Source organism: Streptococcus mitis subsp. hohhotensis (assembly GCF_020089495.2).
GTDB classification, from domain to species: domain Bacteria; phylum Bacillota; class Bacilli; order Lactobacillales; family Streptococcaceae; genus Streptococcus; species Streptococcus hohhotensis.
On the sequence record NZ_JAIRCA020000005.1, the window covers coordinates 78,216 to 101,273 of the forward strand.

Sequence of the window (23,058 nt, forward strand, 5' to 3'; positions counted from 1 at the left end):
TATATCTCTGTTTTAAACAAAAGAAAAAGACTTGAGACACATGCCTCAAATCCTTTGTGTAACTTGTTTTTTGCTGTATTTTTGTTAGAATTCTCAAACACGTTATTAGTAATTCTTATAAGTGACTATGACTTGTTATTAGAAAAGACTATAGGTTGATCCCCTTCTCTCGGAGATTGTCCAGACACTCCTCATAGTAGGCATCGTCATGTTCGCTGTAGATTGGACTGCTCAGCTTCTCCTCAGCTAAATCTTGATAAGGAGGGCAGGTCTTGCCACGGTAGTTCTTGTCCAGCCACTCTGGACTGACCTTAAAGCCTCGGTCAGCCATTTCCTTCATGATCAAGCGATGATAGGCATAGAGACGATAGGGCGAGTGGGTAAAGACATAGTCCACCGTCGCATGTTTTCTGCCCCAGCCATTGCCACGCAGGGCGCAACACTCTCGATATTGCCCCAAGAGTTGAGGACGAGGAAGTTGTGAAATCAAAGCCTCATGCCAAAGTCTCATAGGAGTCTCCTTTCAGTAAAGTCGAATGCAGCAAGTAGGTATTTGGATAGCGTTTAAGCAAGTCTCGAGTCTTATCAATCACATCTTCCTTAGAAGCCTGTCCAAAGCGATAGCGATCCAGCAAAAGCATGTAGTCTTTTCTCTCAGCTTCTGTCGCTTTCTTTTTGAAATATCCCCAAATATGCTGAAAAGCATTGCAAACCTGACCCCTGTGTTCTGGGATTTGACAGGCACGGTCAATCATCTCTTGAACAAGACTCACCTCCACCTCTTCTTGCTTGAGATACTGACGAATCTCATTGTAAATATTGCTGGAATGGCTCAAGACGAGGTATTTGTTTCTAGCCCAGAGTTGTTGGCACTGGGATTTTTGGTTAGTTTGTTCCATGTTTCTCCTTGTTTTCTATCCGTTTCCAGGAAATATGGAAACAAAGTTGTATTTATAAAATGAGCGAATTAATTAAGCCCATCACCCTTCAAACTCTTTCAAAAACTTTTTGAGTTCAGCATCGGCTTCTGGTGTGGTTCCGTGTAGTTGACCGAGCATTTCGAGTAGGGAAGCGGTTTGGTTTTGGATTGCTTGATTTGTCGTGTTAATCTTGCTGACGATATCTGTCAGGGGCTCGACTTCTTCTTCCTCAAAGGTATCTACGTAGCGAGGGATATTGAGGTTATAGTCATTTTCGACAATTTCTTCATAGCTTGCTAGATGGGCAAACTTGTCAATTTCCTCACGTGACTTGTAGGCTTCCAGAATCTTCTCGATATGAACATCCGTCATGATATTCTGGTTTTTCCCCTTATCAAACTCCTTAGAAGCATCGATAAAGTAGACATCACGATTGGTACGGTTCTTTTTGAGAATGATAACCGTGGTCGGAATGCTGGTATTAAAGAAGATATTGGCAGGTAGACCGATAACCGTGTCAATGGCTCCTTCTTCTAACAAGGCCTTGCGAATGGTTCCCTCCGCATTTCCACGGAAAAGAACACCGTGGGGAAGAACGATAGCCATGACTCCATTATCCTGCTTGAGATGGTAGTAACCATGCAAAAGAAAGGCAAAATCAGCCTTGGACTGGGGTGCCAGTTTCCCAAAAGGAGAGAAACGAGGATCAGCCATAAAGCCAGAGCCTGCTGACCACTTGGCAGAGTAGGGAGGATTCATGAGAACACCGTCAAAGTTGGTTGGCTCTTGAGTCGGCCAGTCTTCATCCAAGGTATCGGCATTGTGGAGAAACTGATTCTCAACTGGAACACCGTGTAGAATCATGTTCATCCGAGCCAAGTTATAGGTTGAGGTATTGAGTTCCTGACCAAAGTAGACCACTGTCTGCGGTTTATGAGAGTATTTCTTGGCATTGAGCAAGAGAGAGCCGGACCCCATGGTCGGATCATAGATGGTAAAGCCTAGCTGGTCCTCACGATCCAAAAAGGCAATCTGAGTCATAAGTTTGGCAACAGGCTGAGGTGTATAGAACTCACCAGCCTTCTTACCCGAGTCAGTTGCAAACTGACCAATCAGATACTCATAGGCATCCCCCAGCATATCTCCAGCATGACCAGCTACATCTAGCACAGCCAACTCTTTCATGACTGCCGCCACCGTTTGGTTTTGCTTTTGCGGAGTGGCCCCTAGCTTTTTGGAATAGAGGTCAATATCTTCAAAGAGGTTTTCATAGAGTTCATCACTCTGCTCAATATCACGAAAACCTTGAGCCAAATCTTCCAACTGGAAAGTCCCCTCATTGACATGTGCTACAAGAGCCGTAAATGTCAACTCAGGCTTGATACTATAGTTGAGTTCGTCCTTCATCACTGCAAGAAGATCCTCGTGGGTGTCCGCATCCTCATAGTAGTTACGATAAACCTCAAGGGCAGCCTCTAGACTCTCACTCCCCTCCTCCATAGTCTCCGCCACGAAAAAGAGCATCTTATCTGACAGGTACTTATAAAAGACCATGCCCAAAAGATAGGACTTATAGTCATTGGCATCCATCTTAGAGCGGAGAACATCCGCTGAGTTCCACAGGGCTTGGTAAAGCGACTGGGAAGTTTGTGTTGTTTCCATAATGTTTCTTTCTAAGTTTAACAATTATTTTTTTAAACAAGCAATCATTTATAACAAATCACTTCATTTTCAATCGTTTGAATCAAATCTAAAGGAATAGAAGATACTGGAAGTTGATAAACGATATTTTTTCGAGGGTTATAAAATCCAAGATTTTCGATAGAAAGGAAATCGGAGTCAAAGGAATGTAGCCCCATGATATAGTATACAAGGACTTGTAGTGTATGGTCTTTATTAGGAGCTGTTTTAGTCACCTTAAAGTCCCATAATGTATCCTTGGTAAGAAAATCTCCATCCCCCTTATCAATCGTATCTGTATAACCTCCAAGAAAATGAAAGCCATCCTTTACCAAAGGACCATAGAGGTCAAAAAAGCAAAGACTTCGCTCCACCATGATACGAATATTCTCTATCGTTTCAGCATCCACTATAATTTCTTCAAAAGGTTTATAATACTTAACCCCTGCACGAAAAACAACATCAAAAGAAGCTAGACGACAGGCACTTTCTATCGATAAGTCATCCAATCCTGTCACCAAATCGAGAAGTGCTTCTGCTAGGTCTCCCATGTCAACCTTATGAACTCCCATGAGGGAAATTCTGAAAGCATCACAGGCTTCTACCCCTTTCATAAAACGGGTCAAGTAGTCCACACAAATCCCCACTAAACTAGGAGATATAGACTCTACCGAATGCAGAACTCTGTGATCTTCGAACTGCTCTACTGAAAATAACTTGATAGGCAGATAACCACCTCGAGGTTGGTTAATTTCTTTTATACGTTGTGTTACAGATACCATGGTAACTCCTTTTTGTATATAAATATACTAGCTTCGATAAATCCTAATCGGTATTCTTTTAATTTAGCAAACAATTACCTTAGTTTTGGATTTCTTTTTCGCTTTCTTAAGCTTGCTTCAAGTTTATTAGCATTTTTCTTGTTTTCTAACAATTCATTATAAGCCGTCTTTTTAATAATCGTCTTGATTAGTTTATCAAGCTCTGTATTTTCTGAGTAATCCGCTGGAACAAAATAATCAATACGATTATCCTGAGTCATTTTGTGAACTTTCTTTCTGTCATTCGTTTTTGGATTGAATACACCTATTGAGTAGCCACCTCTTGTTTTGACTAGCTTCATACATGGAATATCCGTATCACTATCCCCTAAATAAACCATATTTCTAAAAGGAACTCGTAAATCATTCTCAGCAAAAAAATCATTCACTGCATCGTCATTTACATCTAAAATACCTTTGGTAATTCTAAAAAGAAATTGAGTCTTATTTGTATAGTTAACAACTTGAGCAGGCCAAACCGCAACACCATTTTCATCACAATAAAAAGAAGTTGCGTAAATTTTCTTAAAAGCACCATTCTTAGCAATTGAGGTTCCCTCTATCATTTCTTTCAAACCAGATGAAATGATATAATGCTCTACAATAACCCCTTTGTCTTCCCCATACTTTCTAATACGTTCGAACCAGTCTTCGACTCCTGGGAATAGTTCTACCTCTGAACCAAACTTGGCTAACTCTGTATTTGTAAATAAAACCTTTCCTGCAGATTCTGTTTTCATCGTAAACATATAGGCAAGATTCTTGTCCATATTATTATCCTTGGCAAATCCATTGGATTTCTTCCAAAATTCACTGATTTCATACCCAAGCTTCTGTATAAATCCTTGGGCTTGCATATCATCAGGAGACAACGTTTTATCAAAATCATAGCAAATAGCTACTACAGGTTTTTCTTCTTTCTTTAGAGTTTCTAATTTTACTTTTGACATTTTACTGCACTCCTTTTATATAAACATATCCTGCAAGAGTTTCTTTTTCAAGTCCTCAAGCTGAGAAATTTTTTCTTGATAAGAATTGATGAGGTTATCGAGGTTTGAGAAATAGGCACCGATGGCTTGTTGTTCTTCAATGGAAGGAGCTTGTATTTTCAAAGATGAAACTTGTTCTAAGGACAAATTTGGCTGTGCACCTACTGTTGGATTTTTTCGGATATAATCTTTCACAACTTCTCCAGATAATACTACTAATAAAAAATAAGCATCTAATTTATATCCTCTAATAATTGCAAGAGCTTGATTTGTATTAGCTGGAAGAACATTATTTCTCACGATTGCAGTTCTACCAAGAGTACCCGCAATCGAAAATAATATATCTCCTTCAAACAAAATAGATCTCTTCAAACTTCCCAAATGTTCTTCCTCTGAAATCTTAACAACAGAATAGATTTCGTTATCTTTCAAGTTTTCAACTTTGACAAAATTTACCTTTCCTTGTTCTGATTGAGATTTTGCCGTTGTTCCCTTTGTAATCAAATCACAAACTTCGCCTAACTTGATTAGTTCCCACTCACCTTCGAATCCATCCAAACGAATCTCAGGAACTGTTTGTCCAGCTTTGGGAAACATCTTAGAGAGCATGGTTGCCTTGAGAGATTGGTAGTTAGCGAGATTATCCTTATAGCTAGACAGAAGGTCATCGAGGGTACGGAAAAGGGTACCGATGGCGGATTGTTCTTCAATTTTAGGATGATACACTTTGTAGTTCCCAAGTTGTGGAGCTGTCAATTGAGGAACACCCGTAGATTCATTTAAAATTCTCATAGAATTAATCTGATTTTCAAGATAATCAACATCAATTTTTTCCGATTGAAGCGTCAGAAGTCTAACAATTGGAGTAAAATTTTCATGTCTTGCTACTGCATATCCAACATCTCCACGACCCGTAACAGTCACTGCAGGAGCTTTCACTTTATAATCTTCATAAAATCCAACGATTCCTTTGTTTGTCAAAGCATTTGCAATAACAGGATATTTTCCACTTTCCTTCAATTTTACTTTATCTACATCACCACCAGCAGATATTTTGACTATATCTGCAATTCTATCTTCTGTCCAAGCACCTTGATAGGAATAGAATCTTATTTTAGGAATATCTTGCTTTATCATATTTTTATCTAACCTTCATCAAGCTTTTTTTAATAAAATTAATCTTCAAAATGAATTTCTCCCTCAGCAACATTATAAATATCAATCATTTCCTGAATATCAATTCTATTCACAAGCCAACCACGCATAGAACATTGACTAATGAAATCAGAAATCCTATTTATCCCTTTCATTTCTTTAAGTGTTACAACTATTCCAAACCTAAGTTCTCTACCATCACCGTTGTTAAGTCGTTCCTTAGTTTTAAGACTAAACCCCCACAAACCATCACCATATGCCTTCTTAGCTCGCCCATTTGGCTTAACGTACTCTATAATTGATTTGATATTATCCCATTTTCTAAACAATCCTCGAGCATCTGTTTCAGAAAGAGACACATTATCATTTTGTTTATTATCATTCACAGTAATTATTTTCTGTCCATTAACTCTACCAAAATAAATATCTAATTCTGTATTTGTATAATCAACTCCTTGATTCCTAGAACACTTGGGAAAATAACACAACGTTGCTTTAGCAATGTAAGGGTGCTTATCATCAACGACAGGCACTGGAAGATTATAATTATATGTATCAAACATGATTGATTCTCCAGATATAACAAACTTAATCTCATCATCTTGGGCGTTAAGCACATCTTTGATTTTTTGAGGCACTACACCATACCCGATTAAATTCATAGAACTATTTGGTTTTGACCATGATATTGCAGAATCAATAATTAAAGCTTTCGCTACCTCCCTACTTAACCCTATCTTATGGATTAAATATGCCATTTTTCTAGTAATCCAAGGTGCCGCAAAAGATGTTCCTGCTACAAAATATTCTCCTGTAGGCATACAAACTCTTATTTTGTTTTTCCCATCCCCTCCAAAATAAGAAATATCAGGTTTATTAAAGAAGGACAACACTTTACCTTCTCTAGAGTATGTCGCTGGTTTATTATCCTTATCAACGGCATTCACAACTAGAGAATTTATTGAATCTGCTGGTGCCCCTATTTTCATTCTAGCTTTATCGCTCACTCTTTTATTTGTTCCTGCTATCACAAATATAACATCAAATTCATATTGTATTTTATCTAACAAAGCAGCTTCTGGAGAAATGAAATTTTTTTGAATTTCTAATGCTGAACCTAATGATAAATTCCATACCTTAATATCTCTATTCTCTGCTACTATTTCTTTAATTGACTTAAGTATAGAAAATGAACTAAACTTACTACCCCTTGCAACTCCAAAATGTTTAACTCTAAAACGGCCACAACCATCATCTAATTCCGGATTAATTGAAGCACCGTCAACAATTAACGAAGATACAGCTGTACCGTGTTCATAATCAGTTGGATTAATTGGAATATCGGCATTTACCTTATCTTGAAATGTCACCCATTCAGAAAAATAAACACTACTATCAAACATAGTATCAATAACTCCGACTACCGGTTCATCAGCAGGTGAAGGAATTGTCATTCTATGCCCGCTATCAAAAATCTCAAAATCCTGAGCATCCAATTTCGATAAATCTGTAGTAGCCATAGAAATCAGATAAGGAGCCTTTTCATTTAAGATTTCTAACTGATCCGGAGTCAATAATATCGTTGTCTCATCAATCACTCTGTAATCAGGAACATTTAAACCAACTCTCTTTAATAATTCACTTGTAGGCACTTTGGTATCAAAGATACTAATAATTGATGTTCTTAGTTCATCAAGTTCATTTTTGGGTATTGCAAAATTTTCAATCGAACTAATGTCTACAATAGCTTGTAAAAATTTTGTTCTAGCAATTATTCCTGGTTCATAATTATCTGTCCTGTCACTAATCGAATTTAATTTTTCTGTAGAAATCTCTCCATTGAAATCTTTAATAAGTAATGATGCAACTATATTCAAAGTATTAATCGATTCATCCAAAACATCTAAATCTACGTAATAAGTAATAACATGTTGCTTCTCTGTAGAAGTTTTATCAATAAATTTGGCTCCAACAACGCAATCATTTGGTTGAATTCTACTATTTTTTTTAAATAGTTCTCTCATTCTTCTACTTTTTGCAACAACATCTACATAAGTTACTGAAATTAAAGCTCCTTCAAAATATGAGATATTTAACCAATATTCTTTAAGTTCTTCAAGCTCTTTTTTTAATTTTAATATTTTTTTTTCACTTACAATTTGATTAGCCAACAACTTTGGAGAACCTGGTCGACCACTACTTGATTTTTGCTCAAAACGCCCCTTTAATTGCAATAATTCATTCATTCTTTAACATCCTTTTAACTCTCTTGAAACCTGACTTTTTGAAATACCTTTCAAAATTTCTATTTCACGTACTGTGAAACCAAGCTCTTTTAATTCTTCAATTGAAACTTCATCTATCGATTTATATGCATTTGTAAAGATCCGCCTCAAATAATCGTATTTATCAGTTAAACTGCTAAAAGCCACTGCACTTTTTAAGATATTCTTCAGTTCACCTGGATAAGGAATTGGTTTCATCAGAGAGATAATCTTTCTCAATAATTTACTATTTTTCCCAGATTGTTTAAAATCTCTTAAAATATCACTCATTAAAACATTCGAAATATCCAATAAATCATCTTGACTATAATTATTAAAATTAATTACTGCATCAAAACGTCTTATTAAAGCCTTATCAAAAACATCAAACAGATTAGTCGTGGCAATTAAAACAACCTCATCGTTTAGTGAGTCGATTCCCTTCAATATCGCAGAAGTTGCTCTCCCCATTTCTCTCAAGTCATTGGTATCTAATCTATTTAAAGCGATAGCATCTATTTCATCAAACAATATAACTACTCTGTTTGGTTTAGAAAAACTATTTATTTCCTTAAAGAGTGAAGCAATATTCTTTGACGTTTGTCCTAATTTACTATCAACTATTGTTTCAAAATCTACAATATAAAGTTCTCGTTCCAATAAGCGAGTTATTTGTTTTGTTGTCTCTGTCTTCCCAGTCCCTGGTGCCCCTTCAAATAGAAACTTATTTACTCCAATATTCCTCCGAACAGCATTCACGATTCCAATCACATCTTTAGAGATAGGTTCTGGCAAAGGTAATGATTCTAAATTCAGCAGTGATATCTTCCTTAACGATTCAATATCTTCTTCATTCATTTGTGGAACAAAAGTATTAGCATCTGAAAGCAATGCCATTATATATTCAGCTAACTGATAGTCTCCATTTTTATCAAAAGATTTTGCTATCTCATATGCTTCGGTCCTAAATCCAGACTCATTCTTCTCTGTAAAATACTTAATTAAGTTAATCACTTGCTTTTTTTTCATTGCTAGACCTCCATTTAAAATACTAAACCAATTATAACATCATGGGACAAAGATGTCAATCTAGGGACAAAAAAATAAAAATAAGAGGTGTTGTACCTTTCTATACAACACCTCTTATTTTATAGCTGAGAAAACTTAAATTAGTGCTCCACCTCTAATTTTGCTTTCACCCATTCCGCTTTCATATAACAAGAAAATTCATCAGAAACCATATTCAGCATAGCTTTATATTGTTCAGGCACATCATATCTTTGCAATTCCTGAAAACTTGGTACAAACTTCGAAAAAGTGATATCTCTATAAGAATACTCCAACTTTTCTTCCAAAAAATTAACTAATTCATTAAATATACTTACAATCTCGCAGTTTCTTCCATCACTCTCGTTCTTGGGAAAATAAGAAATCAATTGATAATAACTTGACCACAAATTTCCTCTCAACATATTAAAATTTTTATCAAAATTTTCTTCATTATCACATACTCTTAAAAACAATAACTCATTATGAAACTCTGTACTTAATTTAATAAAATTCGAGTAGATTTCTCTAACTTCCTTAATCCACTGAACACGAGAACTTGAGATAATCTGGGCTTGTATTTGAGCCTTATTATTTCTAATAGTTACAAAAACATTCACAATTGAAACAAATGCAGCAATTCCTGCAAAAATCGTAGTCCAATTCATACTTTTTCTCCAAAACTACCTATCTTCCAACCCTCAATTGCTCAATGACTTCCTCTACTAGCTGGGTATAGGCTTCCTTGATTTGTTTTTTATAGAGAAGAGGATTGAGGGCATCCGCCACCTCTAGTTTATAGTCCTGATAGCGCTGGCTCTTAGTCAGCTGGCTTTCTCCTAGTTGTTTTTTAGCTCCCTTACGGTAGTGTTCGACATAGTAACGGAGTTCATCCTTGCCGACATACCAGCGCTTGCTAAAGACTTGGATATGTTGCTGGATGACATCCTCTATCATCTGATCCAAAATATTTGCGATAGACTGACCACGATAGCTTTCTGGATGCTCTTGAACTTCTCTCCACAGTTCAGTGATGATCTGGGCAAGATTGGGATTGGTCTTCTCAAGACTCTGAATATAGTTATCCACTACCTCCCTATCTTGATTGCTTAGGTTCTTTTCTTGACTTTGACCTTGTTCAATCAGGCTTTGAATCAAGGTTAAGATATAGGCATAGTTGATTTCGTCTACTTGGATAGACTCCAGTTCATAGTGGATATCAAGTGGCTCTCCATCGTCATCATCCTCTACTCGGCTTTTTAATTCTGCAAGGACATTTCGATAAAGGCCCAGATACCTTTCCAACTTTTCTCCATCAAGTCCCGTCTGACTGTAAAGCTCTTCCTCATCATACTCTTTATACACTCGGATAGAGGCTAGGTATTTATCAAAGGCTTGATAGGTTTTAGCTAGTTTCCTCAACTCAGGCGTAGAGACTTGCTCGAGATCTAGACCGTTCACATAGTCATCAGTAGCAAGATTTTTGAAATCACTGCAACTTCGCAAAAAGTTTCTCTTTTCCTCTTCCCAGCTCGGAGCTAGGACCTCGTTTTCACCACCATTTGAGTAGAGCTTGAGGGCATTATCCACTGATTCCTTAAAGGCTAGAGGCTTTTGGAAAGTGATGATATGACCATAGGTCTTACTGCTGTCAAAGATGCGATTGGTGCGGCTAAAAGCCTGAATCAAGTCCTGCGGTTGCATAGGCTTGCGGTCAATAAAAAGAGTTGACAGACAAGGGGCATCAAATCCTGTTAAGAGACGATTGACCACGATGACTAAATCCAACTGTTCCTTGCGATAGAGGTATTTGTCCCGCTTTCGAGCTAGACGGTTATTGACATCCGTATTAAAGCCACGAAGATCCGCCATGGTAAAGTGGGTATCAAACTCTTGGTTGTAGTCTTCTAAAACCTGCTTCATGTGGTCTTGGTTGGCTCTTGAGTCTTCTTCATTTTCTGTGACCGAGTAGGTGATAGTCGCTTTTGGAAAGTCTGGAAGGACCTGCTTAACCCTTTCCGACACCTTAACTCTCGTCTCCCCAGCCTTGACTCGTTTGAGCAGGTCATAGTAGGCCTGGGCTTGAGGGATGGATTTGACGGTCAGGATGGCATTGTAGGTCTTACCTACTCCCTTTTGGAAGCCTAACTGTTGACGGGATTTATTGATAATGGCATCCAAGACTTCCAGCATATGCTCCTCATTCTCATAGACAGCGTCTGGTATGTCATTTTCAGATTTATCCGTGATGAGGGTATTGCGATAATCTACCTTAAAGCCTAAAACAGCACCATCATGGATGGCTTCCTTGACTGTATACTCATGGAGACGGTCACCGTATTGCTGTTGGGTGGTCTGAGCTAGGTCACCGACCTGCTGGCGTTTATTCTCCTTAAAGATAGGTGTGCCTGTAAAACCATACCAGAGAGACTGTGGGAAAAAGCCCTTAATGTCTTTTTGTGTTTGTGGCGTAACGGCACGGTGGCATTCATCCACGACAAAGGCCACTCGAAGACCCTTGATTTTATCCGCATCTCTTTGGTAAAGACCTTGTTCAAACTTACGCATCATGGTGGTAATTTTCTGGATGGTCGTTACCACCACACGCTTATCATTGCTTCCTAGTCGCTTGACCAAATCATGAGTATTATCCGTCTCATCAATATCAATGACATCATTGGTCGCATAGGAGAGAAAGGACGAGGTAGTCTGTTGGTCCAAGTCTCTGCGGTCAACGACAAAAATCGTCTTTTGGATGGATGGAATCTGGAGGAGATTTCGAGCTACCTTATAAGAAGTCAGGGTCTTACCTGAACCTGTCGTGTGCCAGACATAGCCTGATGCTTGCTGGCGAGAGGCTTCTTGCACTGCTTCGATTGCATGGATCTGGTAGGGACGCAGGAGGATGAGAGCCTTCTTGCTATCATCAAGGACAGAATACTGCATAACCATCTGGTGGGCACGAGGGATGGAAAGGACTTCGTGGGCAAAGCTGGTTAAGCTCGTTATGGGTTGGTTGTCTTTATCCACCCACTTGGTTAGAAATTGCTTGTTGAGTTTATTTTCCCTAGCTGCAGCAATATAGCGTGTGTCTACCTTATTGGTCACAACAAACATCTGTAAGCTAGAGTAAATACCACGGAACTTTCCTTCTCTATCATACTTCTTGATTTGATGAAAGGCATCTAGAAAAGCAACTCTGGGACTTTTAAGCTCGATCTGAATCATTGGAAGGCCATTGATCAAGAGGGTCACATCTAGCCTGCGGTCTTGATCCTGAGGATTTATCTTATCTCTCTCGACTTGGTTGACAACCTCATAACTAGACTTACCAGCTGCGATATTGTCTCGCCAGATGACGGATAAACGGATAGTCCCTAAACTAGCATCTTCTCTTTGAACCTCAACCTTGGCAATGCCATTTTCGCCGACCAACCACTTGGCCGCATCATAGTAGCTAACAAAGTTCAGTTGATTCTTTATCTGGCGTTTTTCCTGTTCTGTCAGGGGATGATCTGCCAATAGAGCCACATTGTTCTGGGCTAGCTTTTCAAAGAAGTTTTCCCATAATTGCTCTTCTGTTTTAAGGTCATCTCTGTAAGTCCATTGACTCTCCCCAGTCACCAGTTGGTTGATCAGCTGTTTTTCTATCTCCAGTTCTGGTTTTACCTGTATCATACTCTCTCCTTTGCTACTTGCCTGCTCCCTTTATTATAGCATGTTTAGCCTCAAAATCCATCACTCTTCCCATTGCAAAAGCAATCTTCCCCTTTCTCCTCCAAAATATGGTATAGTAGAGTTATACTATCTATGAGGAGTTTACATGTCACAGGATACACAAATGAAAGCTGTTTCTCCCCTTCTGCAGCAAATTATCAATATCTCATCGATTGTCGGTGGGGTTGGGAGTTTGATTTTCTGTATTTGGGCTTATCAGGCTGGGATTTTACAGTCTAAGGAAACCCTCTCTGCCTTTATCCAGCAGGCAGGTATCTGGGGGCCACCCCTCTTTATCTTTTTACAGATTTTACAGACGGTCGTCCCTATCATTCCTGGGGCCTTGACCTCGGTGGCTGGGGTCTTTATCTACGGGCACATCATCGGGACTATCTACAACTATATCGGTATCGTGATTGGCTGTGCCATTATCTTTTATCTGGTGCGCCTCTATGGGGCTGCCTTTGTCCAGTCTGTCGTCAGCAAGCGCACCTATGACAAGTATATCGGTTGGTTGGATAAGGGCAATCGTTTTGACCGTTTCTTTATTTTTATGATGATTTGGCCCATTAGTCCAGCTGACTTTCTCTGTATGCTAGCTGCCCTGACCAAGATGAGCTTCAAGCGCTATATGACCATCATCATTCTGACTAAGCCCTTTACCCTCGTGGTTTATACCTACGGTCTGACCTATATTATTGACTTTTTCTGGCAAATGCTTTGACATGTAAAAAATCCGTTTGGTTTCCCAAGCGGATTTTGTGGTTTATTTTGAAACTTCTTTTGCAAGGACAAAGTTCCCAAGTGTGGCAGAACCATTTCCTGCGACTGCTGGAGTCACGATATATTCACGTACATCTGGTACTGGTAGGTAACCATTGAGAAGAGCTGTAAATTTCTCACGGACACGGTCCAGCATGTGTTGTTGAGCCATGACCCCTCCACCAAAGACAATCACGTCTGGGCGGAAAGTCACTGTCGCATTAACCGCAGCTTGAGCGATATAGTAGGCTTGAACATCCCAAACAGGGTTGTTGAGTTCAATATTTTCCCCACGAACACCTGTACGAGCTTCCAAACTTGGACCAGCTGCATAGCCTTCCAGACATCCCTTATGGAAAGGACAAACACCCTTAAACTCTTTTTCAATATCCATTGGGTGTCTAGCCACATAGTAATGACCCATTTCAGGGTGACCCACACCGCCGATAAACTCACCACGTTGGATAACACCTGCACCGATACCTGTACCGATTGTGTAGTAAACCAAGTTTTCGATACGACCACCAGCATTGTTACGGGCAACCACTTCACCATAAGCAGAACTGTTTACGTCTGTAGTGAAGTACATTGGCACGTTTAGGGCGCGACGAAGGGCACCAAGCAATTCCACATTTGCCCAGTTTGGTTTTGGAGTCGTTGTGATAAAGCCATAAGTTTTTGAGTTTTTATCAATATCAATCGGACCAAATGAACCAACTGCAAGACCAGCAAGGTTGTCGAATTTTGAGAAGAACTCAATAGTTTTATCGATTGTTTCGATTGGAGTTGTTGTTGGAAATTGTGTTTTTTCTACAACGTTAAAGTTTTCATCACCGACAGCACAGACAAACTTTGTACCGCCCGCTTCCAAGCTTCCATATAATTTTGTCATGATAAACCTCTTGTTTTTATTTTCTTTATTATAGCATATTTGGAAAGTCTAAATTTCTCTATTTTTTAGATTTTCCTCTGTAAATCTTACCATTCAAGCAAAAACGAACAAACATGTCATTTGTTCGTTTTCACATTAGAGAGGATTGATTAGATTTTCACTTCGATCACAGCATCCCCCTTCGCAACTGAACCTGTTGCGACTGGAGCTACTGAAGAGAAGTCAGCTGTGTTTGTAACGATAACCATTGTTGTATCATCAAGACCAGCTGCAGCGATTTTGTTTGAGTCAAATGTTCCAAGAACATCGCCTGCTTTCACCTTGTCACCTTGGGCAACTTTTTGTTCGAAACCTTCACCGTTCATTGTTACAGTGTCGATACCAACGTGGATCAAGACTTCAGCACCATTAGTTGTTTTCAAACCAAAGGCGTGTCCTGTTGCAAAGGCGATTGAAACTTCAGCATCAGCTGGTGCATAGACCACACCTTGGCTAGGTTTCACAGCGATACCTTGTCCCATAGCTCCACTTGAGAAGACTGGGTCATTGACATCAGCAAGAGCTACAACGTCACCAACGATAGGAGTTACAAGTGTTTCATTTTGAAGAGCTGCTGGAATGTTACCAGTTGTTTCTTCTTGGACCAAACGTTCTGTCGCTACTTCAGTAGCAACTTCTTTTTCATCCTCATAACCAAACATGTAAGTAAGAGCAAAACCAAGTGCAAATGATACAGCTACCATAAGAAGGTATTGGGCAAGTTGTCCGTTACCAACATAAAGCATTGTACCAGGGATGATGGTGATACCACTACCATTACCAGCAAGTCCAAGGATAGAAGCCAATCCACCACCGATTGCACCAGCAATCAATGAGAGGAAGAATGGTTTACGGAAGCGCAAGTTCACCCCGAAGATAGCAGGCTCTGTAATACCGAGGAAGGCAGAAAGAGCAGCTGGGAAAGCAAGTGTTTTCAGTTTTGGATTTTTAGTTTTAACACCAACCGCAACAGTCGCAGCACCTTGAGCTGTCATAGCCGCAGTGATGATAGCGTTGAATGGGTTAGCATGGTCAGCAGCGAGTAATTGCACTTCAAGCAAGTTGAAGATGTGGTGCACACCTGACACGACGATCAATTGGTGAACCCCACCAATCAAGAAACCACCAAGACCAAGTGGCAAGCCAAGAATTGCTTTTGTACCAATAAGGATATAGTTTTCAACAATGTGGAAGACTGGTCCGATGACAAAGAGTCCAAGGATAGACATCACCAAAAGTGTCACAAATGGTGTTACCAAGAGGTCAATGACATCTGGAACGACCTTGCGGACAGCTTTTTCAAATTTTGCTCCGACAACCCCGATGATGAAGGCTGGAAGAACGGAACCTTGCAAACCAACAACAGGGATGAAACCAAAGAAGTTCATAGCCGTTACTTCACCACCTGAAGCGACTACCCAAGCGTTTGGAAGTGAGCCAGAAACAAGCATCATACCAAGAACGATACCAACGGCAGGATTTCCACCGAATACACGGAAGGTTGACCACACAACCAAACCTGGCAAGATGATGAAGGCTGTATCTGTCAAGATTTGTGTGTAAGTTGCAAAGTCTCCTGGAAGTGGCATTTCAAGAGCATTGAAAAGACCACGCACACCCATGAAGAGACCTGTCGCTACGATAACTGGGATGATTGGAACGAAAACGTCACCGAAAGTACGGATAGCACGTTGGAACCAGTTCCCTTGTTTAGCAGCTTCTGCTTTCATGTCATCTTTAGATGATGTTGGCAAACCAAGTGCAACAACTTCATCGTACATTTTGTTAACTGTACCTGTACCAAAGATGATTTGGTATTGACCTGAGTTAAAGAAAGCACCTTGAACTTTTTCCAAGTTCTCAATCACTTCTTTATTGATTTTTCCTTCATCTTTGACCATGACACGAAGACGAGTCGCACAGTGAGCTACACTGTTGACATTTTCACGTCCGCCCAAGGCATCGATGACTTTTTTTGCAATTTCCTGATTGTTCATTTGCAAAAATCTCCTTATATAAAATTTTGTTCTTGTTTGAAAGCGATTTTATTCGCCCTACGACTATTATTTTATCATGTTTTAGAAATATGTCAAGCGTTTTGCAGAAAAAATATTCTATCCACTTAGTAAGCTTGCTTTAGATTGATTGTTTTTGACTGTTTTATCAGGTGTTCCTTAAAAAAATAAGTTTAAAGTCTTGGTTAAAAAGGTTTTATTTCATTATCTTTCATCTTTTATTGAAAAGTTGATTGATTTTCTGGTTTTGATTTGTGATAAACGTTTAACAGTTTTTTCTCTTTTTTAACATAAAAAACTTGCTTTTTCAACCGAAAACGGTTACTATTAAAAGTAATAAGATTTTTGGAGGAATAAAATAAATGGAATGGACAACTGAGCGTCGTTATAGACCCTATGAAGATTGGACGCAAGAAGAAATTCAAAATATTAAGGAAAATATGGCACAATCTCCATGGCATACTCATTACCATGTTGAGCCAAAAACAGGACTTCTCAACGACCCAAATGGCTTTTCTTACTTTGATGGCAAATGGATCCTCTTTTACCAGAATTTTCCTTTTGGTGCAGCCCACGGTTTGAAATCTTGGGCACAGCTAGAAAGTGATGATTTGATTCACTTTAAAGAAACCGGAATTAAAGTTTTACCAGATACTCCATTAGATAGCCACGGTGCCTACTCTGGTTCTGCCATGCAGTTTGGCGATAACTTGTTCCTATTTTATACAGGAAATGTTCGTGATGAAAACTGGATCCGTCACCCTTACCAAATCGGTGCTTTGATGGACAAGGATGGCAAGATTACGAAGATTGACAAGATCTTGATCGACCAGCCAGCAGACTCTACTGACCACTTCCGCGATCCGCAAATTTTTAACTTTAAAGGTCAATATTATGCCATCGTCGGTGGACAGGACTTGGAGAAAAAAGGCTTCGTCCGTCTCTACAAGGCTGTAGACAACGACTATACAAACTGGCAAGCCGTTGGCGACCTTGACTTTGCTAACGACCGTACTGCCTACATGATGGAATGTCCAAATCTGGTCTTTGTAGGAGAGCAACCTGTGCTTCTCTACTGCCCACAAGGATTGGATAAAGAAGTTCTAGACTACGACAATATCTATCCAAATATGTATAAAATCGGGGCTTCCTTTGACCCTGAAAATGCCAAAATGGTAGATGTATCTCAACTTCAAAACATGGATTACGGTTTCGAAGCCTATGCTACTCAAGCCTTCAACGCTCCTGATGGACGTGCTCTAGCTGTTAGCTGGCTTGGCTTGCCAGATGTTTCTTACCCATCTGACCGTTTTGACCACCAAGGAACCTTCTCTTTGGTCAAGGAACTCACTATCAAAGACGGCAAACTCTACCAATACCCAGTCGCAACTATCAAGGACCTTCGTGCTTCTGAAGAAGCCTTCTCAAACCGTGTTCAAACCAATAACACTTACGAACTCGAACTCAACTTGGAAGCTAATAGCCAGAGCGAGATTGTCTTACTTGCTGATAAAGAAGGCAAGGGACTTTCCATCAACTTTGACCTTGTAAATGGTCAAGTGACAGTAGATCGTAGCCAGGCTGGAGAACAGTATGCCCAAGAATTTGGTACAACTCGTTCTTGCCCAATCGATAACCAGGCTACTACTGCTACAATCTTCATCGATAACTCTGTCTTTGAAATTTTCATCAATAAAGGAGAAAAAGTATTTTCTGGTCGTGTCTTCCCACATGCGGACCAAAATGGTATCCTGATTAAATCTGGAAACCCAACTGGAACTTACTATGAATTAGATTATGGTCGCAAAACTAACTGATGTCGCCAAACTTGCAGGCGTCAGCCCTACTACCGTTTCTCGGGTTATCAATAAAAAAGGGTATCTCTCTGAGAAAACCATCCAAAAAGTCAATGAAGCCATGCGAGAATTGGGCTATAAACCCAACAACCTAGCTCGTAGCTTGCAAGGAAAATCAGCTAAGTTAATCGGTTTGATTTTCCCCAATATTTCCAACGTTTTCTATGCAGAATTGATTGATAAGCTGGAACACCAACTTTTTAAGAATGGTTACAAGACCATCATCTGCAACAGTGAGCACGATTCTGAAAAGGAACGCGAATACATCGAAATGTTGGAAGCCAATCAGGTGGACGGCATCATTTCGGGTAGTCACAACTTGGGAATCGAAGACTACAATCGCGTGACGGCACCAATTATTTCCTTCGACCGAAACCTATCGCCAGACATTCCTGTCGTTTCCTCTGACAACTATGCTGGTGGGGTCCTTGCTGCCCAGACCTTGGTTAAGACAGGCGCCCAGTCTATCATTATGATTACAGGGAATGACAATTCTAACTCGCCAACTGGACTACGCCACGCTGGTTTTGCATCTGTACTCCCAAAAGCTCCTATTATCAATGTTTCCAGTGACTTTTCGCCCGTCAGAAAAGAAATGGAAATCAAGAATATCTTGACCCATCAAAAACCAGATGCCATCTTTGCTTCGGATGATTTGACCGCTATTCTAGTCATTAAAATTGCTCAGGAACTGGGAATTTCTGTACCAGAAGAGCTCAAGGTCATCGGTTACGATGGTACCTACTTTATCGAGAATTACTACCCTCAACTAGCTACTATTAAGCAACCCTTGGAAGAGATTGCCTGCCTCACTGTTGACCTCCTCTTGCAGAAGATCGAAGGCAAGGAAGTTGCCACAACAGGCTACTTTTTACCAGTTACACTATTACCAGGAAAAAGTATTTAATACTCAATGAAAATCAAAGAGCAAACTAGGAAGCTAGCCTCAGGCTGTACTTGAGTACGGCAAGGCGAAGCTGACGTGGTTTGAATTTGATTTTCGAAGAGTATAAGCACAAGAAAAACTCAGACCGATCGGTCTGAGTTTTTTTATGATCTTAAGTTTTCTAGATAACGCTGGGCAGTTTCTAAGTTAAAGATTTTATCTGCGATGAGGCGCTCGACCAGGGGAGCAACTTCAGACTCACTAGCACCAGCTAGGAGAGCTAAGGATTTGGCCTGCAATTTCATGTGACCTTGCTGAATCCCTGTACTCACCAAGGCTTTGAGGGCCGCAAAGTTTTGGGCAAGTCCGATAGACACGATAATCTGGGCTAATTCTTTGGCAGAAGGATTCCCCAGTAGTTCATGACTGAGAGCTACACGAGGGTTGAGACCAATTGAACCACCCTTGGTCGCTACAGGCATGGGCAGGGTCATCTGGCCCACCAATTCTTCTCTTTCAAGGTCCAGCGTCCATTGACTAAGACTTTGGTAATGTCCATCTCGACTGGCAAAGGCATGGGCCCCGGATTCGATGGCACGCCAGTCATTACCAGTAGCAATTAAAATGGCATCAATACCATTAAAAATCCCTTTATTGTGAGTAGCTGCACGATAAGGATCAGCCTGCGCAAACTGGTTAGCTAAAGCTATTTTCTCCGCAATTTCTCGTCCTTGGTCCTTCTGGCGGCTCAAGTAACGAAAGGCGATGCGACAGCTTGCTGTCACCAGAGAATCGGTCGCGTAGTTTGACAGAATCCCCATGAGACTCTGTCCCTGACAGAGTTCTTCTAAGACTGGTTTCAAGGCTTCCAGCATGGTGTTGAGCATATTAGCACCCATGGCTTCCTGGGTATCGACATGGAGATAAACAACGAGAAAGTCAGTTTCGCCTTTTATCTGCTCTACATGCAAATCACGCGCCCCACCTCCACGTTTGACGATAGAAGGATAGGCCTGATTGGCAAGTTCCAAGAGCTCAGTCTTTTTGTTTGTAATCTTCTCTTGAGCTTGTTCAGGTTCAGCAACTTGATAAAGAGCTACCTGCCCAATCATCTGGCGCTGATGAACCTGAGCAGTAAAGCCACCTGCTCGCTTGATGATTTTACTTGCATAGCTGGCCGCAGCAACCACGGACGGTTCTTCTGTCACATAGGGAACTGTGTATTCCTGACCATTGACAAGGACCTCTGGAACCAGCGAATAAGGCAGAGAAAAAGTTCCCACCACATTCTCACTCAGCTGGTCTGCCACAGTCACACTTATCTGTTCATCCTGCTCCAAACTCACTTGCTTCTCAGGACTAAGGAGCGCCTGAGCTTGTAACAACTCGAGGCGCTCTTGGTATGATTTTTTAGAAAATCCATTCCAACTTATCTTCATTATTTTTCAACCTTGCTATAACGGCGTTGGTGGTCAACAATTTCAACCAAGGCAAAATCTTGATTTTCATAGCCAGAAAACTGGGTAGAATTTGTTTCATCTAAGTCTACTTCCTCAAAGAAGACTTTTTCATAGTCTGCAACAGACAGGGCAGTTCGTTGGTTGAGCTTGTTCAAACGGTCTTTATCCAGATAAGCTTCATATCCTTCAACCAATTCACCACTGAAGAACTCAGCCACAGCCCCACTTCCATAACTATAAAGGGCAATTTTATCTCCAGCCTTCAAGCTATCTGTATTTTCCAAGAGAGATAGAAGCCCAAGGAAGAGGGAACCAGTGTAGATATTCCCCACCTTTTGACTGTAGAGAATAGACTGGTCAAAATGCTTTTGTAAGAGGTCTTTTTTCTCTTGAGGCAGGCTCTTATCCATGATTTTTTTCAAGCCTTTTAGCGCTAATTTAGGATAAGGCAAGTGGAAACAAACCGCCGCAAAATCATCCAAAGTAAGCTGGTAGCGTTTTTGGTATTCAAGCCAAGTCGTTTTCAAACTATCCAAATATTGTTGGGTAGAATAAACACCATTTACATACGGAGTTGTCGAGTAATTTGGACGCCAGAAATCCATGATGTCACGGGTTTGAGCTACATTGTCATTATTAAAGGCCATAATGCGCGGATTTTGTGTAATCAACATGGCCACACTTCCAGCACCCTGAGTGGGTTCTCCTGGAGTTTCAATACCATATTTGGCAATATCACTGGCAATGACCAAGACCTTGGACTCTGGAGAATTTTCCACATGCAGTTTTGCATAATGAAGGGCCGCTGTCGCTCCATAGCAAGCTTCTTTAATCTCAAAACTACGAGCAAAGGGCTGGATGCCCAGCAAACCATGCACAAAGACGGCCGCAGCTTTACTTTGGTCAATTCCTGACTCAGTAGCCACAATGACCATATCAATTTCTGCTCTTTCTTGCTCAGTTAAAATAGAATCACTTGCACTGGCCGCCAAGGTCACGATATCCTCAGTTAGGGGCGCAATACTCAATTCCTTGAGCAAGAGTCCTTTGCTTAATTTTTCAGGGTCAATTCCCCTCGCTTCTGCTAAGTCTTGTAATTTCAAGACATATTGACTGGTCGCAAAACCAATCTTATCAATACCGATTGTCATATTTACCTCTGTTTTATCATTCATTGTAAAAAATCGTTCTATACTATTTTATCACAAATGGCAGTAAAAGAGAGAAAAAAGACTTGATTCACCAAATCAAGTCCCTTATGAATCTAACTTTTATGCTGTTTTCGTAAGTGAGAATACAGTCTGAGAATCACTGTTCCGCTAGCCATTCCAATGGAAATCACCAAAGCCAGCATAACAACCAAGGTTGCACTAGCAATGGCATGACTGTAATCTCCCGTCACAAAAAAGGCAGTTGTCCGATAGGAGAGATAACCCGGAACCAGAGGTGCCAAGATGGCCAAGATAAAGACTACAGCAGGTGTCTTATAAAGAATACTTAAAATCTGGCTGACACAAGAACCGATAATGGCTGCAATAAAAGTAGCCACAATAACATTGGTCGGTTCCTTGAGCAAGAGATAAATCAGCCAGACAGCCATGCCCAAAATTCCTCCTGGTAAGAGCATGGACCGCTGAACATTGAGTACGATTAGAAAGGTAATAATAGCAAGAAGACTTGCTACTGCTTGTAATAAAAAGGTTGTTAGTGTCATATTAATTCATCAATACCAAGGCGACAGAAGTTCCTGCCCCTAAAGCAAGGGTAATGAGCAGGGATTCAAACATCTTGCTCATACCAGAGTTTATGTGGTTAGTCATAATATCACGGACCGCATTGGTCAAGGCAATCCCTGGTACAAACGGCATGACCGCACCAGCTATAATCAAATCTGCCGTTGAAGGAAAACCTGTGTAGCGAGCCCAAAACTGGGCAATCATCCCAAAGACAAAGGCTCCAGCAAAGGCCGTTACAAAGGGAATTCGGATAAACTTCTCCACATAGAGGGAAAAGGCAAAACCAAATAAGGTAGCCACTCCTGCCCCAAGTGCGTCGTAGATATTTCCACTAAACATAATTGAAAAGAAAGGAGCACTAAAGGTCGCAGCCAAAGTTACCTGCAACTTAGTATAGGGAAGAGGTTGAGCTTGCAAGGCCGTCAATTGCTTAAAGGCTGTTTCTAAATCAAGCTTTCCACCTACTAACTGACGAGAAATCTGATTCACATCGCAGACTTTTTCGATGTTATAAGAAGAGGAAGTCACGCGCTTCATACGCGAAATATTGGTATTTTCAATGGAGAAAAAGATTGCGGCAGGCATGGCAAGAACATTACAATCCACAATCCCCTGCGAATGCGCAATTCGAATCATGGTATCTTCTACACGATGAATCTCTGAGCCACTTTTGAGAAGAATGGTTCCAGCTAACATAATCACATCGATGACGGCATTTAATTCTCTTGATTCTTCCATGCTTGCCTCCTTTTATCAACTCTCTCTATTCTATCACAAATCTGGAGTCAAAAAAAATCTTTGCCATGAAATCATGACAAA

General features: G+C 40.3%; 18 protein-coding genes and 1 pseudogene. 3 read left to right on the top strand and 16 right to left on the bottom strand.

Annotated features, from left to right (window positions below; genetic code table 11):
• Positions 1-148: 148 nt before the first annotated feature.
• The 10 genes and pseudogenes from K4Z77_RS03405 to K4Z77_RS03450 form a co-directional block, all read right to left on the bottom strand.
• The gene (locus K4Z77_RS03405) at positions 149-511 is read right to left on the bottom strand and encodes a TIGR02328 family protein (protein WP_224218440.1); all 363 of its coding nucleotides are present in this window, start codon (positions 509-511) and stop codon (positions 149-151) included.
• Entirely contained in the window at positions 495-899 is a 405-nt protein-coding gene (locus K4Z77_RS03410; protein WP_224218441.1) for a YbgA family protein, read from the bottom strand. The genes K4Z77_RS03405 and K4Z77_RS03410 overlap by 17 nt, the downstream gene beginning before the upstream one ends.
• An 81-nt stretch (positions 900-980) precedes the next feature.
• Complete coding sequence (locus tag K4Z77_RS03415) at positions 981-2,582, bottom strand: type I restriction-modification system subunit M (RefSeq protein WP_224218442.1); 1,602 nt, start codon at positions 2,580-2,582, stop codon at positions 981-983.
• 44 nt (positions 2,583-2,626) lie between these two features.
• A complete protein-coding gene (locus K4Z77_RS03420) occupies positions 2,627-3,382 on the bottom strand; it encodes a hypothetical protein (RefSeq protein ID WP_224218443.1) in 756 nt (251 codons plus the stop codon).
• Positions 3,383-3,474: 92 nt separating this feature from the next.
• Positions 3,475-4,371: pseudogene (locus K4Z77_RS03425) on the bottom strand (HAD family hydrolase); the annotation flags it as partial.
• Positions 4,372-4,386: 15 nt separating this feature from the next.
• A complete protein-coding gene (locus tag K4Z77_RS03430) occupies positions 4,387-5,547 on the bottom strand; it encodes a restriction endonuclease subunit S (RefSeq protein WP_224218444.1) in 1,161 nt (386 codons plus the stop codon).
• A 38-nt stretch (positions 5,548-5,585) separates the two neighbouring features.
• Positions 5,586-7,811, bottom strand: a complete 2,226-nt coding sequence (locus tag K4Z77_RS03435; protein WP_224218445.1) for a S8 family peptidase — start codon at positions 7,809-7,811, stop codon at positions 5,586-5,588.
• A 3-nt stretch (positions 7,812-7,814) separates the two neighbouring features.
• On the bottom strand, positions 7,815-8,858 hold the full coding sequence (locus tag K4Z77_RS03440) for an AAA family ATPase (protein WP_224218446.1): 1,044 nt from the start codon (positions 8,856-8,858) through the stop codon (positions 7,815-7,817).
• Positions 8,859-8,998: 140 nt separating this feature from the next.
• A complete protein-coding gene (locus K4Z77_RS03445; protein ID WP_224218447.1) occupies positions 8,999-9,544 on the bottom strand; it encodes a hypothetical protein in 546 nt (181 codons plus the stop codon).
• 19 nt (positions 9,545-9,563) lie between these two features.
• Positions 9,564-12,554 (bottom strand): type I restriction endonuclease subunit R, encoded by a 2,991-nt coding sequence (locus K4Z77_RS03450; RefSeq protein WP_224218448.1) that lies wholly within the window; start codon positions 12,552-12,554, stop codon positions 9,564-9,566.
• Positions 12,555-12,699: 145 nt separating this feature from the next.
• Here K4Z77_RS03450 and K4Z77_RS03455 point away from each other — a divergent pair, with 145 nt between their 5' ends.
• Positions 12,700-13,317 carry a TVP38/TMEM64 family protein gene (locus K4Z77_RS03455; protein ID WP_224218449.1) on the top strand — a complete coding sequence of 206 codons (618 nt, stop codon included), beginning with the start codon at positions 12,700-12,702 and terminating at the stop codon, positions 13,315-13,317.
• A gap of 42 nt (positions 13,318-13,359) precedes the next feature.
• On the opposite strand, the gene scrK is transcribed toward K4Z77_RS03455, so the two are convergent.
• Together scrK and K4Z77_RS03465 are read right to left on the bottom strand one after the other, a co-directional pair.
• On the bottom strand, positions 13,360-14,247 hold the full coding sequence (scrK, locus tag K4Z77_RS03460) for a fructokinase ScrK (RefSeq protein WP_224218450.1): 888 nt from the start codon (positions 14,245-14,247) through the stop codon (positions 13,360-13,362).
• A 149-nt stretch (positions 14,248-14,396) separates the two neighbouring features.
• Positions 14,397-16,283, bottom strand: a complete 1,887-nt coding sequence (locus K4Z77_RS03465; RefSeq protein WP_224218451.1) for a sucrose-specific PTS transporter subunit IIBC — start codon at positions 16,281-16,283, stop codon at positions 14,397-14,399.
• Positions 16,284-16,663: 380 nt separating this feature from the next.
• Between K4Z77_RS03465 and K4Z77_RS03470 the strand changes: the two genes are divergently transcribed.
• Together K4Z77_RS03470 and K4Z77_RS03475 are read left to right on the top strand one after the other, a co-directional pair.
• Complete coding sequence (locus K4Z77_RS03470; RefSeq protein WP_224218452.1) at positions 16,664-18,118, top strand: sucrose-6-phosphate hydrolase; 1,455 nt, start codon at positions 16,664-16,666, stop codon at positions 18,116-18,118.
• Positions 18,099-19,064 carry a LacI family DNA-binding transcriptional regulator gene (locus K4Z77_RS03475; protein ID WP_084886730.1) on the top strand — a complete coding sequence of 322 codons (966 nt, stop codon included), beginning with the start codon at positions 18,099-18,101 and terminating at the stop codon, positions 19,062-19,064. Before K4Z77_RS03470 ends, K4Z77_RS03475 begins: the two co-directional genes overlap by 20 nt.
• Positions 19,065-19,207: 143 nt before the next feature.
• Here K4Z77_RS03475 and K4Z77_RS03480 read toward each other — a convergent pair whose 3' ends face one another.
• The 4 genes from K4Z77_RS03480 to K4Z77_RS03495 form a co-directional block, all read right to left on the bottom strand.
• Positions 19,208-20,482 (bottom strand): hydroxymethylglutaryl-CoA reductase, degradative, encoded by a 1,275-nt coding sequence (locus tag K4Z77_RS03480; protein ID WP_224218453.1) that lies wholly within the window; start codon positions 20,480-20,482, stop codon positions 19,208-19,210.
• Entirely contained in the window at positions 20,482-21,654 is a 1,173-nt protein-coding gene (locus K4Z77_RS03485) for a hydroxymethylglutaryl-CoA synthase (protein WP_049546599.1), read from the bottom strand. The genes K4Z77_RS03480 and K4Z77_RS03485 overlap by 1 nt, the downstream gene beginning before the upstream one ends.
• Positions 21,655-21,767: 113 nt before the next feature.
• Positions 21,768-22,217 carry a threonine/serine exporter family protein gene (locus tag K4Z77_RS03490; protein ID WP_033689218.1) on the bottom strand — a complete coding sequence of 150 codons (450 nt, stop codon included), beginning with the start codon at positions 22,215-22,217 and terminating at the stop codon, positions 21,768-21,770.
• A gap of 1 nt (position 22,218) precedes the next feature.
• The gene (locus K4Z77_RS03495) at positions 22,219-22,977 is read right to left on the bottom strand and encodes a threonine/serine exporter family protein (protein WP_084925579.1); all 759 of its coding nucleotides are present in this window, start codon (positions 22,975-22,977) and stop codon (positions 22,219-22,221) included.
• Positions 22,978-23,058 lie beyond the last annotated feature (81 nt).